Annotated in this window: 13 protein-coding genes; 4 read left to right on the plus strand and 9 right to left on the minus strand. The window is 57.6% G+C overall.

Features of this window, described 5'->3' with window-relative positions:
* Positions 1-40: 40 nt before the first annotated feature.
* The 3 genes from QEZ52_RS19045 to QEZ52_RS19055 all read left to right on the plus strand — a co-directional run bounded on the left by QEZ52_RS19045 (position 41) and on the right by QEZ52_RS19055 (position 3,196).
* The gene (locus QEZ52_RS19045; RefSeq protein ID WP_406646156.1) at positions 41-694 is read left to right on the plus strand and encodes a LuxR C-terminal-related transcriptional regulator; all 654 of its coding nucleotides are present in this window, start codon (positions 41-43) and stop codon (positions 692-694) included.
* Between the two features lie 167 nt (positions 695-861).
* Positions 862-1,839 (plus strand): HpcH/HpaI aldolase/citrate lyase family protein, encoded by a 978-nt coding sequence (locus QEZ52_RS19050; RefSeq protein WP_406646157.1) that lies wholly within the window; start codon positions 862-864, stop codon positions 1,837-1,839.
* Between the two features lie 94 nt (positions 1,840-1,933).
* Positions 1,934-3,196, plus strand: a complete 1,263-nt coding sequence (locus QEZ52_RS19055; protein WP_406646158.1) for a glycerate kinase — start codon at positions 1,934-1,936, stop codon at positions 3,194-3,196.
* Between the two features lie 88 nt (positions 3,197-3,284).
* On the opposite strand, the gene QEZ52_RS19060 is transcribed toward QEZ52_RS19055, so the two are convergent.
* Both QEZ52_RS19060 and tdm read right to left on the minus strand, forming a co-directional pair.
* Entirely contained in the window at positions 3,285-3,701 is a 417-nt protein-coding gene (locus QEZ52_RS19060; RefSeq protein WP_406646159.1) for a group II truncated hemoglobin, read from the minus strand.
* A 33-nt stretch (positions 3,702-3,734) separates the two neighbouring features.
* Positions 3,735-6,104, minus strand: a complete 2,370-nt coding sequence (gene tdm / locus QEZ52_RS19065) for a trimethylamine-oxide aldolase Tdm (RefSeq protein WP_406646160.1) — start codon at positions 6,102-6,104, stop codon at positions 3,735-3,737.
* A 183-nt stretch (positions 6,105-6,287) separates the two neighbouring features.
* Between tdm and QEZ52_RS19070 the strand changes: the two genes are divergently transcribed.
* The gene (locus QEZ52_RS19070) at positions 6,288-7,130 is read left to right on the plus strand and encodes an EamA family transporter (protein WP_406646161.1); all 843 of its coding nucleotides are present in this window, start codon (positions 6,288-6,290) and stop codon (positions 7,128-7,130) included.
* Positions 7,131-7,261: 131 nt separating this feature from the next.
* Here the strand turns inward: QEZ52_RS19070 and folD are convergent, their stop codons facing one another.
* The 7 genes from folD to QEZ52_RS19105 all read right to left on the minus strand — a co-directional run bounded on the left by folD (position 7,262) and on the right by QEZ52_RS19105 (position 15,067).
* Positions 7,262-8,179, minus strand: coding sequence for a bifunctional methylenetetrahydrofolate dehydrogenase/methenyltetrahydrofolate cyclohydrolase (gene folD / locus QEZ52_RS19075; protein ID WP_406646162.1), 918 nt, complete (start codon positions 8,177-8,179; stop codon positions 7,262-7,264).
* 56 nt (positions 8,180-8,235) lie between these two features.
* Complete coding sequence (locus QEZ52_RS19080) at positions 8,236-8,574, minus strand: chorismate mutase (RefSeq protein WP_406646163.1); 339 nt, start codon at positions 8,572-8,574, stop codon at positions 8,236-8,238.
* Positions 8,575-8,727: 153 nt separating this feature from the next.
* Positions 8,728-10,404 carry a formate--tetrahydrofolate ligase gene (locus QEZ52_RS19085; protein ID WP_406646164.1) on the minus strand — a complete coding sequence of 559 codons (1,677 nt, stop codon included), beginning with the start codon at positions 10,402-10,404 and terminating at the stop codon, positions 8,728-8,730.
* Positions 10,405-10,728: 324 nt separating this feature from the next.
* Positions 10,729-12,060 (minus strand): type III glutamate--ammonia ligase, encoded by a 1,332-nt coding sequence (gene glnT / locus QEZ52_RS19090; protein WP_406646165.1) that lies wholly within the window; start codon positions 12,058-12,060, stop codon positions 10,729-10,731.
* Between the two features lie 76 nt (positions 12,061-12,136).
* Complete coding sequence (locus tag QEZ52_RS19095) at positions 12,137-13,468, minus strand: FMN-binding glutamate synthase family protein (protein WP_406646166.1); 1,332 nt, start codon at positions 13,466-13,468, stop codon at positions 12,137-12,139.
* A gap of 17 nt (positions 13,469-13,485) precedes the next feature.
* Entirely contained in the window at positions 13,486-14,169 is a 684-nt protein-coding gene (locus tag QEZ52_RS19100; RefSeq protein ID WP_406646167.1) for a protein GlxC, read from the minus strand.
* A 1-nt stretch (position 14,170) separates the two neighbouring features.
* Positions 14,171-15,067, minus strand: coding sequence for a glutamine amidotransferase family protein (locus QEZ52_RS19105; protein WP_406646168.1), 897 nt, complete (start codon positions 15,065-15,067; stop codon positions 14,171-14,173).
* Positions 15,068-15,127: the final 60 nt, after the last annotated feature.

Raw genomic sequence — 15,127 nt, forward strand, 5'->3', positions numbered from 1 at the left:
CACCTACCCACTTGGGTTGTTTTCGACCAAAGGATACAAAATGGCTACGATAAGCGACAAAGTTTCCCCGATTTCGGTCATGCTCGCTGACTCAAATCCGCTGGTGCTCACCGCAATGTCCGAGATTTTCGAAAAGGACCCGCGATTCTCGCTCGTGGCGACCTCTTCAACCGCTGAAGGGTTCCTGGGAACCGTCATGCGCGTCCCGGTTCAAGTCGGAATCATCGACTGGAACCTGCCGGCTCTGGGTGGTGCCAAATTGATCGAGGTCCTGCGGGATCAGGCCAACGCGCCCAAATTGGTGGTCTATGGCGACGAAGGCTCCGAAACCCCACGCAAAGCAATGAGCGCCGGGGCAGCGGGATTTGCAGCGCGATCCAGCGCGGTGGAGAGTCTTCTCGACACGTGCCATGCCGTGGCGGGGGGCAAAATGGTTTTCCCGTTTCTGGACGTACGCGACCTGCAGACCGATCCGATCGAACAACTGTCTCGGCGCGAACGCACGATGCTCGAAGCTCTGTCAAAGGGGTTAACGAACAAAGAGTTGAGCAAGGAGCTGGGAATCACCACAAACACGGTAAAATTCCATCTCTCGAACCTCTACGAAAAACTCTCGGTCAAGAACCGCGCCCAGGCCATCGCGTTCTACTATGCCACCCGCGCCGAGCGGGGCGATTTCGGAACGGGAGGGTGACCTGGCAACACGGGCGGACTCGCGCGCGTGCGTATACGCGCGCAGCGCCCGCGCACCACGCGCGCCCAAGTATTAGTATGAAAATTTTCTTCTTGACAGGAAACCCCTTGCTGTTGGATGCCTAGAACCAGCCCCGCCAATTGCAACGCGAAAAAGGAGCGTTTCTCATGTCATTCCACGCTATCGAACAAGCCCCCGGCCGTCTAAACCGCAGCGAACTGGCCATCCCCGGAAGCCAGCCTCAAATGTTTGAAAAAGCTGCTAAATCTGATGTTGACGTCATCTTCCTCGACCTCGAAGACGCCGTCGCACCGGACGAAAAGGAACAGGCCCGCAAGAACATCATTCAGGCTCTGAATGACATTGACTGGGGCAACAAATCCATGTCCGTCCGAATCAACGGCCTGGACACTCATTACATGTATCGCGACGTTGTCGATGTTGTTGAGCAAGCTGGCGAGCGCCTGGACCTGATCATGATCCCCAAAGTTGGCACCGCCGCTGACGTCTATGCGGTGGACATGATGGTCACCCAGATCGAAGACGCCAAAGGTTACAAGAAACGCATTGGTTTCGAACACATCATCGAGACCGCTTTGGGTATGCAAAACGTGTCCGAAATCGCCGCTGCATCCAAACGAAACGAATCGCTGCATTTCGGGGTCGCTGACTATGCTGCTTCGACGCGTGCACGCACCACGATCATCGGTGGTGTGAACCCCGATTATTCGGTCCTGACCGACCCCGCCGCTGACGGATCGCGCGACGTACATTGGGGTGACATGTGGCACTATGCTCTTGCACGCATGGTTGTCGCTGCCCGCGCCAATGGCCTGCGTCCAATTGACGGCCCGTTTGGTGATTTTCAGGATCCCGAAGGCTATAAGGCCGCTGCAAAACGTGCTGCGGTTCTCGGGTGCGAAGGCAAGTGGGCCATCCACCCCAGCCAAATCGCCCTGGCCAACGAAGTGATGTCTCCGTCGGACGCCGAAGTGACCAAGGCCCACCGTATTCTCGAAGCGATGGCTGAAGCCGAAGCTGCCGGTAAAGGTGCAGTTTCGTTGGACGGCCGTCTGATTGACTATGCATCTATTCGTCAGGCAGAAGTTCTGGTGGAAAAAGCAAAGCAGATCGCCGGAAACTGATTTCCGCCCGGGGCGTCAGCCCACGATCTTCACAAGACCCCAGCCGCCCTGGTTCGTTTCCGGGGCGGCTTGATCCATATCGCGGGAGCCCCCAATGACTGACCTTAACTGCACCGCCCTGGCCTTGTTTCAGGCCGCCATCGACAGGGCTGATCCAGCCCGGGCCCTGCACCAGCAACTTCAGTCATCCCCGCTTTCTGACCTACCAGACGGAGGTCGCAATTTCATCCTCGCAGTGGGCAAGGCCGCGATCCCGATGATGCGCGCCGCATTGGAAATATTTCCGACCCCGTCACAGGCTCTGGTGATCACAAACCCCGAAAATGCAATAGAAATTCCGGGAACCACAGTTCTATCTGGATCCCACCCTGTCCCAGATGAAGCCAGCGAATCCGCAGGTCTGGCCGCTATTCGCATGGTTCAAGGCATGTCGCAAAATGATCGCTTGATCGCCCTGATTTCTGGTGGCGGATCGGCGCTGATGGTTGCCCCCGCCCCCGGTTTGACCTTGGCCGACAAGACGGCCGTGAACAAACTGTTGTTGGCCTCCGGGCTGGAAATCAACGACATGAACCTGATCCGTCAGCAGCTTTCGGACATAAAGGGGGGCGGACTGCTGCGCCATGCACGGGGCGCTCAGGTTCAAGCTTATATCCTGTCCGATGTCATTGGAGACGATCTGCGCGCCATCGCATCTGGCCCGACGGTGGCTCCGATTGGCTCGCGGACCAACGCCCGCGCAATCATGCAGAGTGCCGGCATCTGGGACACCGCGCCCGTTGCCGTCAAAACGCATCTGGAGCAGCCTGACGTTTCATCCGACACATTGCCTGCGGCGACCAACACGCTCATCGGATCAAACCGCTACAGCCTCAAGGCGATGATGGCATTGGCGGCCGATCAGGGATGGACCGCCCGGCTGATCACCCACCGGCTGGTCGGAGATGTTCAGGAGGCTGCCGAGACCGTCATTCAAGCCGCACAAACCGCCCCACAGGATCGACCCATCGCCCTTGTCTTTGGGGGTGAGACCACCGTTCAAATCACCGGAACCGGCACCGGCGGACGCAATCAGGAATTGGCCCTGCGTGTCGCACAGCGCGCCAAAGACATTCCCGGTGATTGGGTATTTCTGTCTGGTGGCACAGATGGCCGCGATGGCCCCACAGACACCGCAGGCGGCCTGGTAACCCCGCAAACCTGGTCTCGCATACAGCAGGCCGGACAGGATCCTCAGGCATTACTGGACAACAACGACAGCTATGCCGCGCTGGCTGCGGCGGACGCTTTGGTTATGACCGGCGGCACCGGCACCAATGTTGCCGATGTCCAGGTTTTCCTATGTAAGCCCAAATAAAAACGGCGGGACCAAAAACCCCGCCCCCCCTTCATCTCGCCAAAAAAACTCCCGCCGGAGGCTCCCGAAACAAACACGGGTACTGCCCTCAGGCTGGCAATCGTTTTTCACCCCATTCGGCCAGATCATTGACCAACATCAGCGCCACGCGCCGGAACACAGCCCGCAGTCTTTCGACACCTGGGCCGGCCAGTTTCAGATCCAACAGCGCCTGATCCATACATTTCAGCCAGTTTTCAGCATCTTCAGTTGTGATCGGCACATGTTCGTGCATCAGCTTCACATCCATATGGCCGTGTTTTTCCTGATAATACTTCCGACCTCCCATGAAACCGGACAGAAAGTTGAACTGCTCGACCCGCGCGTGCCCCATACCATGGCCTCGTTTGTGCAGCTTGACGATCTGCGCACCTTCGGGGTTTTCCTCGACGAGGTCATAGAAATGCTCCACCAAAGCGCGCAGCGTTTCTTCTCCGCCGATCTCGTCAATCAATTTCCGAACCATTCAACTCTCCCTTTGCACCGGGTTGGACACTTCTCAAGACTGAGGTCGCGTCTTCTTCGGGTCATAATGGGCAAAGGCTACGATTTTGGCGGGCAGTCGTTTTTGATGTCCGTCAAGTTTCCCTATTTCCACCTCGGTTCCGACCTCGGCGTGGACCACATCAACCCGGGCCAACGCGATGTTCTTGCCCAACAGGGGCGACCGCATCGACGACGTTACTTCGCCAATCTGGGCGCGACCGATATGCACGCAATCGCCATGTCCCACATCGATCGCGGAATCGATGTCCAGACCCACAAGCTTGCGCGCGGGCGTGGTTTTACGTCGGATCAGGGCATCTCGCCCGACAAAATCATCTTCCTTTGACTTCAGCGGCACGGTGAAACCAACGCCAGCCTCAAACGGGTCAGTCTGGTCGCTGAAATCATACCCGGCAAAGATCAGACCGGCCTCGATCCGCACCATGTCCAGCGCTTCGAGGCCCATGGGGCGGATGCCATGCTCCTGCCCTGCCTTCCAGACCGCATCAAACACCTCACCCGCGTGCTTGGGGTGGCAGAAAATCTCATATCCCAGTTCGCCGGTGTAACCCGTCCGGGACACCACAATCGGAATACCCTGGTCATCACCAATCCGCGCAGGTGTAAATCGGAACCACCCCAGCTCTTCCAACTTTGGATTGTGCGGCATGGTCCAGATGATCTTTTTGAGCAGATCGCGGCTCTCTGGTCCCTGCACAGCGATGTTGTGCTGCATGTCTGTCGAAGACCGCACCAGAACGTTCAAACCCAGCTTTTCGGCCTGTTCGCGGATCCACTCCCCACCATAGTCGTCACCGCCGATCCAGCGGAAATTATCCTTGCCCAGACGGAACACGGTGCCATCGTCGATCATGCCCCCGTGTGGATAGCACATAGCGGTATAGACCACCTGCCCTACTGCCAGCTTTTTGATATTTCGGGTAAAGATATATTGGCACAGCGCCTCGGAATCCGGGCCGGTGATCTCCCATTTCCGCAGAGCAGACAGATCCAGCACCACGCATTTTTCGCGACACGCCCAATATTCCTCAATCGGCCCGGCTTCGGCATAACAATTGGCCAACCAATAGCCTTTGTACTCGACAAAGTTGCGGGTCATCTTGCTGAGGCGGTCGTGAAAACCGGTTTCCTGGGTCATCTTGGGCTCCGATTCAGGGGTCGCACGGATCGCGACAGATCGTTGAAATTTCTCTTCGCCGCTATAGGTGCGGACATGAATGTCGGTGGGGTTCCAGCCATTGGCTGCACTGGTGTCGTCCGGACAGGCCGAGCTGACACAGACCAGATCGGTCAAGGCCCGCAACAACACATAATCACCCGGGCGGGTCCAGGGTTCATCAGCGAACATCACGCCGTGATCGTCGAGCCCGGTGTTGAAGAAGAAGTTGATGGCCATCCAGCCCGCACGCGACGCCACACCATGTTGTGCCAGTGCGCCGTTAAAATTGTCGGAACAATTGGCATGTCCCGGATAACCGATGTCGTCATAGTATTTGGCGGCACATGCCAATGCAAAAGCGTCATGCCGCCCTACTGTGTCCTGTACCACCTCGATCAGCGGCGACATGTCCTGATCATAGTATTTCGCGTGCAGGCCCGGCATCGGATAGGCATGCCCCATCAGTGTTCTGGTTGTCGTCACATCCAGCGCGTGTTCGATACCTTTGTCGAGCTTACGCGCGGCAAAACACTGGAAATCGGTGCATTGGCGACCGTCCACATCAATGATCTGGATATAGTCGCCCGCTTTCACGAAATAGCTTTGGGCGGTTGCATTATGAATCCGAATGTCGGCGACGGGATCCGCCAGCGGATCAGGCAATTCAAACCGGGCAACCTGTTTGATCACAGCACGCTTGACCAACACGGTGAGCGGCGTCGTTGTATCTTGTACCTCGAAATCCATGATACCGCCGGGTGCCGCAATAACGACAACACCATCACGCTGAACCACAAACGTCTGCTCGGTTTTCGCAGGTGTTCCAGCATCAAAAAACCGAACCGCTCCACCCAAGGCCAAATCTATTCCCCGGGCTTCCAATCCCATGCGCAGGCCACGCAAGGATTGAACCGATGATTCCAACAGTGCCTTCAGACCAGATGCGTCGCTGTTTGCCAGGGCACCGATCACACCAGCATCTATCGCCCCGGTCTTGTCGGTCGCCACGATTTCGCAGGGTTGCCCCCCTTCGTCGTTGGACACAGCGATCTGGTCACCGGCCTCCACCGCAATCAGAATGGCCCCGCAACCCTGAATATTATAGCGCTCGGTTCCGGGCGGCAGCGAAAAGACCGAAGGCTGGTACAGGCCGGACGGTCGCGGTGGTCCGCTGGGAACTTGTGGAAAGCTCATATCGTTCATCGTGCCTTCTCCCTGGTCTTAGCTCCACATTTTTTGCATTTGTGGAATATTTATTTATTGAAAAGAATATCCAGCCCCTGCACTCTAAGCAACAGTCGAGTTGCATTTCATCATAAAAAATGCCCCATTGTTGAGATGCGACACATTCCGTGGCCCAGGTGCCGCATATGAGGAGGTACACCCATGCAGGCGTTGATCTTGGGGCTCGCCGCGGCCTTGGCCTGGGGGGTTCACGACCTCTGCGTTCGCTTGGTCGCTCCACGAACCAGCATCCCATCCGCCATTTTAACCGTATTTCTGACTGGTGCGATTCTGGTCTCTATTGCCGCATTCTTTCACGGTGAACTGTCATTGCCGAGCGGCCCGGCGTTGTGGCTGTCCTGCCTGTCTGGTGCCGTATTCGCCGGTGGCTCGTATGGGATATATCGGGCCTTTGCGATTGGGCCCGTTAAACTTGTTGCCCCCATTATCGGGTCTTTTCCCATCCTGTCTGTTGCACTGGCCAGCCTGCAGGGCAAAACATCCACCTTGGATCAGTGGCTGGCAGTGTTCGTCGTGGTCGGAGGCGTTGGCTGTGTCGCCATTCTTTCCAAAGACGAAGAGGAAGGGACAGCCAGCACCGCCGCGATCCTCTGGAGCATTCTGGCGGCGACCTGTTTTTCAGCGTCCTTTGCGCTGGGTCACGCGGCAACCCAGGCCGGTTCCGAAATGCCGGTTCTGGTTGCCACACGCCTGGCTGGTGTTGCGACCATCGCAATCGCAGTTCTGGCACGCCGAAGCGCATTCCTGCCAACTTTGCGAACACTGCCGGTTTTGATCGCTATGGGCTTGCTTGATGCGCTCGCCTTGGGACTGGTGCTCATGTCGGGGAATCTCCCCAACCCCGAATTTTCCTCGGTCAGCTCTTCGCTCTTTGGACTGATAACCGTCATCCTGGCTTGGGCTTTGCTGCGCGAAAGCATGACCAAAGCGCAATGGGTCAGTGTCGCAGTGACATTTTCGGGGATCGCCTATCTGGGTCTATGACCCCGCATGGGATCTGCTGTTTGAAGTTGTAATTCTAGCTGGCCGAACGGGCTTAACCGATGGGGGAAATGGACAAAGGCGGCCCTTTAGGTGGGCCGCCTTTGTTGGTTTGTTTGTTGGTTTTCCGCGGATCAGGCTGTGAGGCCTTCTGGTTCGGGCAGGTTGTTGGCGCGGCAGGCGGCTGTGACGGTGTTGGCCAGCAGGCAGGCGATGGTCATGGGGCCAACGCCGCCGGGGACCGGGGTGATGGCACCGGCGCGCTGTGCTGCCGAGGCGTAATCCACGTCGCCGACCAGCTTCATCTTGGGGCTTCCGTCTTCATTGGCACCCTTTTCCGGTGCCGGGATGCGGTTGATGCCCACGTCGATCACGGTGGCACCTTCCTTGATCCAGTCGCCCTGTACCATTTCGGGACGGCCCACGGCGGCGACCACGATATCGGCACCGCGCACCACGTCCGGCAGATCCTTGGTGCGGCTGTGCGCGATGGTCACCGTACAGCTGTCACCCAGCAGCAGCTGCGCCATTGGTTTGCCGACGATGTTCGAGCGCCCGATCACAACCGCGTTCATGCCCGACAGGCTGCCGTGATAGTCGCGCAGCATCATCAACGAGCCCAGCGGCGTGCAGGGCACCATCGATTTCTGACCGGTGCCCAACAGGCCCACGTTCGAGATGTGGAACCCGTCCACATCCTTGGCCGGGCTGATCGAATTGATCACCAGGTCTTCGTTCAGATGCTTGGGCAGCGGCAGCTGCACCAGGATGCCGTGGATCGCCGGGTCATTGTTCAGCTGATCCACCAACGCCAGCAGATCCGCCTCTGATGTGTCCGCGTCCAGCTTGTGCTCGATCGAATTCATGCCGACCTCGACGGTCATCTTGCCCTTCGAGCGCACATAGACCTGGCTGGCCGGATCTTCACCCACCAGCACAACCGCCAGGCCCGGCGTGATCCCGTGTTCTTCCTTCAGGCGCGACACGTGGCCCGCCACTTTTTCCCGTACGGTGGCCGCGAAGGCCTTCCCATCAATGATATTTGCAGCCATTGCTCTCTCTTCCTTTGTGCAGCGGACAGGTAAAGATCCGCCTAATCTCGTATCCTTCAGACTTCCCGGATCACCTGCGCTTCGCGGGCAATCGACCACTCCACCAGCCGCCGCCACAGATCTTCGACCAGATCCGGGTCCAGACCTTTGGTCTCTGCCGCGGCGCGGGCATTGGCGACCACTTCCTCGACCCGATCCGGAATACGCGCAGGCCAGCCATTGTCGGACTTGAGCGCAATCGCCCGGTCAATATAGCCCGCCCGCAGCGCCAGCATCGCGATCAAATCGCCATCCAACCGGTCAATCTGCGCCCGCAAGGCACCCATGTCGGCACACTCCTGGGGTGGTCTGGCCTGTGGCAGTTTTGATGTCGTCATCGTCGTCATGGTTGTCATAGCCCCGGCCCCAGAATTTGCTTCGTCTTAACAGAAGGGGAACGGGCCGGTCTTTGTGGTGGCGCAATCCGATGTGCACTGCGCCCCCAAACATAGGGTAAAACTCAGAAAGGCCCGGGTTTCCCCGGGCCGCTGAATGTCGCAATTTCCGTCTTAGAACAAGCCTTCGATCTGGCCGTCGTCGTTCAAGCGGATGCTTTCGGACGCCGGTTTGCGCGGCAGACCCGGCATCGTCATGATCTCACCACAGACCGCAACGATAAAGCCCGCACCCGCGCTCAGGCGCACTTCGCGCACCGGAACCGAATGGCCCACTGGCGCACCGCGCAAGCTCGGATCCGTCGAGAAGGAATATTGGGTTTTCGCCATGCAGACCGGCAGATTGCCGTATCCTGCGTCTTCCCATTCCTTCAGCTGGTTGCGGATCTTGTTGTCGGCCAGCACTTCGTCCGCGCGGTAGATCCGCTTGGCGATGGTGTCGATCTTGTCGAACAAAGACATCTCATCGGGATAGATCGGGGCAAAATTGGCCTGACCCGCATCAACGATTTCAACAACTTTGCGCGCCAGATCAGCAGACCCTTCGGACCCCAGCTCCCAGTGACGCGACAGAACCGCCTCGACACCATGGGTTTCGGCATAGGCTTTGACCGCAGCAACTTCGGCATCGGTGTCGGTGACAAAATGGTTGATCGCAACCACAACCGGCACACCAAAGGATTTGATGTTCTCGATGTGACGGCCCAGGTTGGCACAGCCCGCGTTCACGGCCTCGACGTTTTCAGCGCCCAGATCGGCCTTGGCCACGCCGCCGTTCATCTTCATCGCGCGCACGGTGGCAACCAGCACAACCGCGGACGGTGCGATGCCTGCCTTGCGGCATTTGATGTTCATGAACTTTTCAGCACCCAGATCAGCACCAAAACCGGCTTCGGTCACCACATAGTCGCTGATTTTCAGCGCCGTCTTGGTGGCAATGACCGAGTTACAGCCATGGGCGATGTTGGCGAACGGGCCGCCGTGTACAAACGCCGGGTTGTTTTCCAGGGTCTGCACCAGGTTCGGCTGCATCGCGTCCTTGAGCAGAACGGTCATCGCGCCTTCGGCCTTGATGTCGCGGCAGTAAACCGGGGTCTTGTCACGACGATAGGCAACGATGATGTCGCCCAGACGCTTTTCCAGGTCTTTCAGGTCGTTGGCCAGGCACAGGATCGCCATGACTTCGGACGCAACAGTGATGTCAAAACCGGCTTCGCGCGGGAACCCGTTGGACACGCCGCCCAAAGACGCGGTGATCACCCGCAGGGCGCGGTCGTTCATGTCGACAACACGACGCCATGCGACGCGACGGGTGTCGATATCGCATTCGTTGCCCCAATAGATGTGGTTGTCGATCATCGCCGACAGCAGAGAATGCGCCGAGGTGATCGCGTGGAAGTCACCGGTAAAGTGGAGGTTCATCTCCTCCATCGGCACAACCTGAGCGTAACCACCGCCTGCGGCACCACCCTTCATGCCAAAGTTCGGACCCAGGGACGCCTCGCGAATACAGATCATCGCGTTCTTGCCGATCTTGTTCAGACCATCACCCAGACCAACTGTCGTCGTGGTCTTGCCCTCGCCCGCAGGCGTCGGGTTGATCGCCGTCACCAGGATCAGCTTGCCATCATCATTGCCCTGAACAGAGTTGATGAAAGACTGCGATACCTTCGCCTTGTCATGACCATAAGGCAACAAATCCTCATGCCCAATCCCGATCTTTAAACCAATCTCCTGAATAGGCTTCTTCTGCGCCTCGCGCGCAATCTCAATGTCGCTCTTATAGCTCATGTCTCTCTCCCTGGTGGCCCCTGCCTTTGCAGGGCTTTGCTTTGGACCCATCCATGGGATGAGATGGGCTGAACTCTGGATTTCTTCCGACTCTCTTGTCGAAAATATATTCCCATTAATTAATTTTCATTCCTGTTAGTCAACATCCAAGTTGAAAAATGACCGAAAAATTATGCTGAAACTGCCCGGAACCCCATGTGGTCGGCTGGTGCGACAGCCGTTGCCCCAAATGCGACAGCCTCATCCATTGGAAGTTTGTCTTGAAATGAAAAAGGCCTGGCCGGGGGGAACGGCCAGGCACAAAACACACAGGATATCAGGGGATCAGATATCCAGAGTGTTGTCTTTCTCCCAACGCGAGAAATGGTTCACAAAGGAATTCCACTCCTGCTGCTTCATCTTGAGATAGGCATTGGAGAATTCTTCGCCCATCATCGACTTCAGCTCTTCGTCTTCGTCATAAAAGCGCATAGCGTCCAGCATGTTCAGCGGCAGCTTGGGTGCGTCGGTGATCTTGTGACCCTCTGCGTACATGTCGATGTCGCGGCGCGGGCCAGGATCGGCCTTGGACCGGATACCCGACAGTCCGGCAGCGATGATCACCGCCTGCAGCAGATAAGGGTTCACCGCCCCATCGGGCAGGCGCAGTTCGAACCGACCAGCACCAGGCACGCGAACCATATGCGTCCGGTTGTTGCCGGTCCAGGTCACGGTATTCGGAGCCCAGGTGGCACCAGACATGGTGCGCGGCGCGTTGATCCGCTTGTAGGAATTCACGGTGGGGTTGGTGATCGCTGCCAGAGCCGAGGCATGTTTCATGATGCCACCCAAGAAGTGTCCACCCTGTTCAGACAGACCCAGTTCGGCAATCTGACCTTCGCCCTTTTCAGCGGCAAACACATTGATCTTAGAATCCGAACCCGGCGCATCCCAGACCGAAATATGCGCGTGACACCCGTTGCCGGTCAAACCTTCGACAGGTTTCGGCATAAAGGTTGCGCGGAAGCCGTGCTTTTCGGCTACCGACTTCGCCATGAATTTGAAGAAGCTGTGCTTGTCGGCGGTCGCCAGGGCGTCGTCGAAATCCCAGTTCATTTCCCACTGGCCATTGGCGTCTTCGTGGTCGTTCTGATACGCACCCCAGCCAAGTTCCAGCATATAGTCGCTGATTTCGCGGATGACGTCCAAGCGGCGCATCATCGCCTGCTGGTCATAGCAGGGTTTTTCCGCCGTATCGAATTCGTCCGAAATCTGCTCTCCATCCGGAGTCAGCAGGAAGAATTCGGCCTCGATACCGGTTTTGACGTGCAGCCCTTCTTCAGCGGCTTCGGCGATCAAGCGGCGCAATACGTTGCGCGGTGCCTGAGCAACGTCTTCGTCTTCCATCACGCAGTTGCCGGGAACCCAGGCGATTTCCTTGTTCCAAGGCAGCTGGATCACCGCATCCGGGTCCGGCACGGCCAACATGTCGGGGTGCGCTGGTGTCAGGTCCAGCCAGGTCGCAAACCCGGCAAATCCTGCGCCATCTTCCTGCATATCCGCGATCGCCCGGGCGGGAACCAATTTGGCCCGCTGTCCACCGAACAGATCGGTGAAGGAGATCATGAAATACTTGATGCCTTTTTCTTCTGCGAAAGTAGCCAGATCTAAAGCCATGAGTCCACTTTCCTTTCCCTGTTAAACGTCATCTGTTGAAAAGGCGCGGCCCCAAGAGACCGCGCCAAAATTTTACTTAGAAACCAGCTTTGCCCGGGTACCAATCAGTGCCGGCAAGCGGAACTTTGGCCATGGCAGCGGCTTCCATTGTCAGCGCGCACAGATCCTCGGGTTCGAGGTTGTGCAGGTGATTGTGACCACAGGCGCGGGCAATGGTCTGCGCTTCCAGCGTCATCACCTTGAGATAGTTGCGCAAACGGCGTCCAGCATCAATCGGGTCCAGACGCTGCGACAGTTCCGGCGTCTGGGTGGTGATCCCAGCAGGATCGAGACCTTCGTGCCAGTCATCATAGGCACCGGTGGTCGAACCCAGTTTCTGGTATTCCTGTTCCCATTTCGGGTCGTTGTCACCAATCGCAACCATTGCCGCGGTCCCGATCGAGACCGCATCTGCACCCAAGGCAAGCGCCTTGGCCACGTCAGCGCCTGTACGGATACCGCCGGAAATAACCAGCTGCACTTCACGGTGCACACCCAGATCCTGCAATGCCTGCACCGCGGGACGGATACATGCCAGTGTTGGCAAACCCACATGCTCGATGAACACATCCTGGGTTGCGGCCGTGCCGCCCTGCATGCCATCCAGAACCACAACGTCTGCGCCTGCTTTTACGGCCAGTGCAGTGTCATAATAGGGACGGGTGCCACCGACTTTGACATAAATCGGCACTTCCCAGTTGGTGATTTCACGCAATTCCAGGATTTTGATTTCCAGATCATCCGGACCTGTCCAGTCGGGGTGACGACAGGCCGACCGCTGGTCGATACCTTTTGGAAGGGTGCGCATTTCTGCAACCCGGTCAGAGATTTTCTGACCCAGCAACATACCGCCACCGCCGGGTTTGGCACCTTGGCCGACCACGACTTCGATAGCGTCGGCTTTGCGCAGGTCGTCCGGGTTCATCCCATAACGGCTGGGCAGGTACTGATACACCAACTGGGTGGAGTGGCCGCGCTCTTCGGGGGTCATGCCTCCGTCACCGGTGGTGGTCGATGTGCCCGCTGCGGATGCACCACGGCCCAAGGCTTCTTTGGCTGGACCGGACAATGCACCAAAGCTCATGCCTGCAATGGTGATCGGGATGTCCAGTTGGATCGGCTTTTTGGCAAACCGGGTCCCCAAAGTCACGCTGGTGTCGCATTTTTCGCGATACCCTTCGAGAGGGTAGCGCGAAACGGATGCGCCAAGAAACAGAAGGTCGTCAAAGTGCGGCACGCGACGTTTAGCGCCGCCACCACGAATGTCGTAGATGCCAGTTGCGGCGGCACGGCGGATTTCCGCGTTGATCGGGTTCGAGAACGTGCTCGATTGGATCGGAACCGTGCGTGGGATGCTGTTGTTATCCATAACTGTGGTCCTTGTCCTTAATAGGCTTGCGCGTTGTCGACATCAAAGTTGTAGAGCTGACGGGCAGACCCGTAGCGCTTGAACTCTTCGGGTTTTGCGTCGGCACCGGCGCGGGCCAGCAAATCCTTGAGGATCTCGATATGTTCGGGACGCATCTCTTTTTCGATGCAGTCCGCACCCAGGCTCTTGACCGAACCCCGCACAAAGAAGCGCGCTTCGTAACAGGAGTCACCCAGCGCATCACCCGCATCACCCAGAACAACCAGGTTTCCGGATTGCCCCATAAAGGCACACATGTGACCGATGTTGCCGTGTACGACAATGTCGACACCCTTCATGGAAATCCCGCAACGCGAACTGGCGTTGCCTTTGATGACCAGTAGGCCACCATGCGCGGTTGCACCGGCATATTGGCTGGCATCACCTTCGACGATGACCATACCGGACATCATGTTTTCCGCGACACCCGGTCCAACAGACCCTTTGACATGTACCGTCGCCTGCTGGTTCATGCCGGCACAGTAATAGCCGGTCGATCCATTGACGGTCACGTTGATCGGGGCATTCAAACCACAGGCAATCGCATGGCTGCCCTTGGGGTTGATGATGTCCCAGTTTTCGTCAGTGACGTTTTCATTCTGAGCGTGCAGGGTCGAATTCAGACCGCGCAGGCCATCTGCTTCAAGATTGTATGTCTGCATCTTAGTGGTTCCAGAAGTAAACGGTTGCGGGTTCGGGCTCCCAGACCTTGGCGTCTTCGATGCCCGGCAGGTTCACCAGTGCGCGGTATTCGGAACCGAAGGCCACATACTGGTCGGTTTCCGCCATGACCGCCGGCTTGCAGGCGATCGGGTCACGGACCACGCCAAAGCCGTCTTTGGTACCCACAACAAAGTTGAAGAAGCCGTCGAGATCGTCGATCGAGCTTTCCAGGGCTTCGCCCAGAGACGCACCATTTTGCATCTTCCAGGTCAGATAGGCGGCACCCACTTCGGTATCGTTCATGGATTCGATCCGAACCCCTTCACGCTTCAGCTTGCGGCGCCACGAATTGTGGTTGGAGAGCGATCCGTTGTGCACCAGGCACTGGTCTGTGCCCGTCGAGAACGGGTGCGCACCCTCGGTTGTCACGGCGGACTCTGTCGCCATGCGGGTATGACCGATACCGTGGGTACCGCCCATTGCAGACACATTAAATCGGGCGGCCACGTCTTTGGGCAGACCAACTTCCTTGTAGATCTCGATCACGTCACCGGCGGACATGATGCGCAGACCGTCGCGCAAATTCGCCAGAGCGGCGCGCGCCTCTTCCAGCTTGTCGTGCGGCATATCCAGGATGGCATGCGTGTCGTTGCGACGGAGACCGACAGGCGTGCCAATCGCATCGCTCAGATCATCGGCCAAGGTCGCAAAATCTGCATCTGCGTTGTCAGACTGAACAGTCAGCTTAGAGCTGTTGTCGCCGTCTGCACCATAGATCGCAATGCCTGCACTGTCAGGTCCACGATCCGTCATAGTGATGAGCATTTCGGTGAGCATTTCGCCCAGCTTTGGCTCAAGAGTTTTGTCTTTTAGAAAAAGACCGACAATCCCGCACATGGGTGTGCCTCCCTAGTTTTCATCTCGAATCAACGCTAACAGGTCGGCGCGACACTATCA

It is taken from the genome of Aliisedimentitalea scapharcae, assembly GCF_045277565.1.
Taxonomy (GTDB): Bacteria; Pseudomonadota; Alphaproteobacteria; order Rhodobacterales; family Rhodobacteraceae; genus Aliisedimentitalea; species Aliisedimentitalea scapharcae.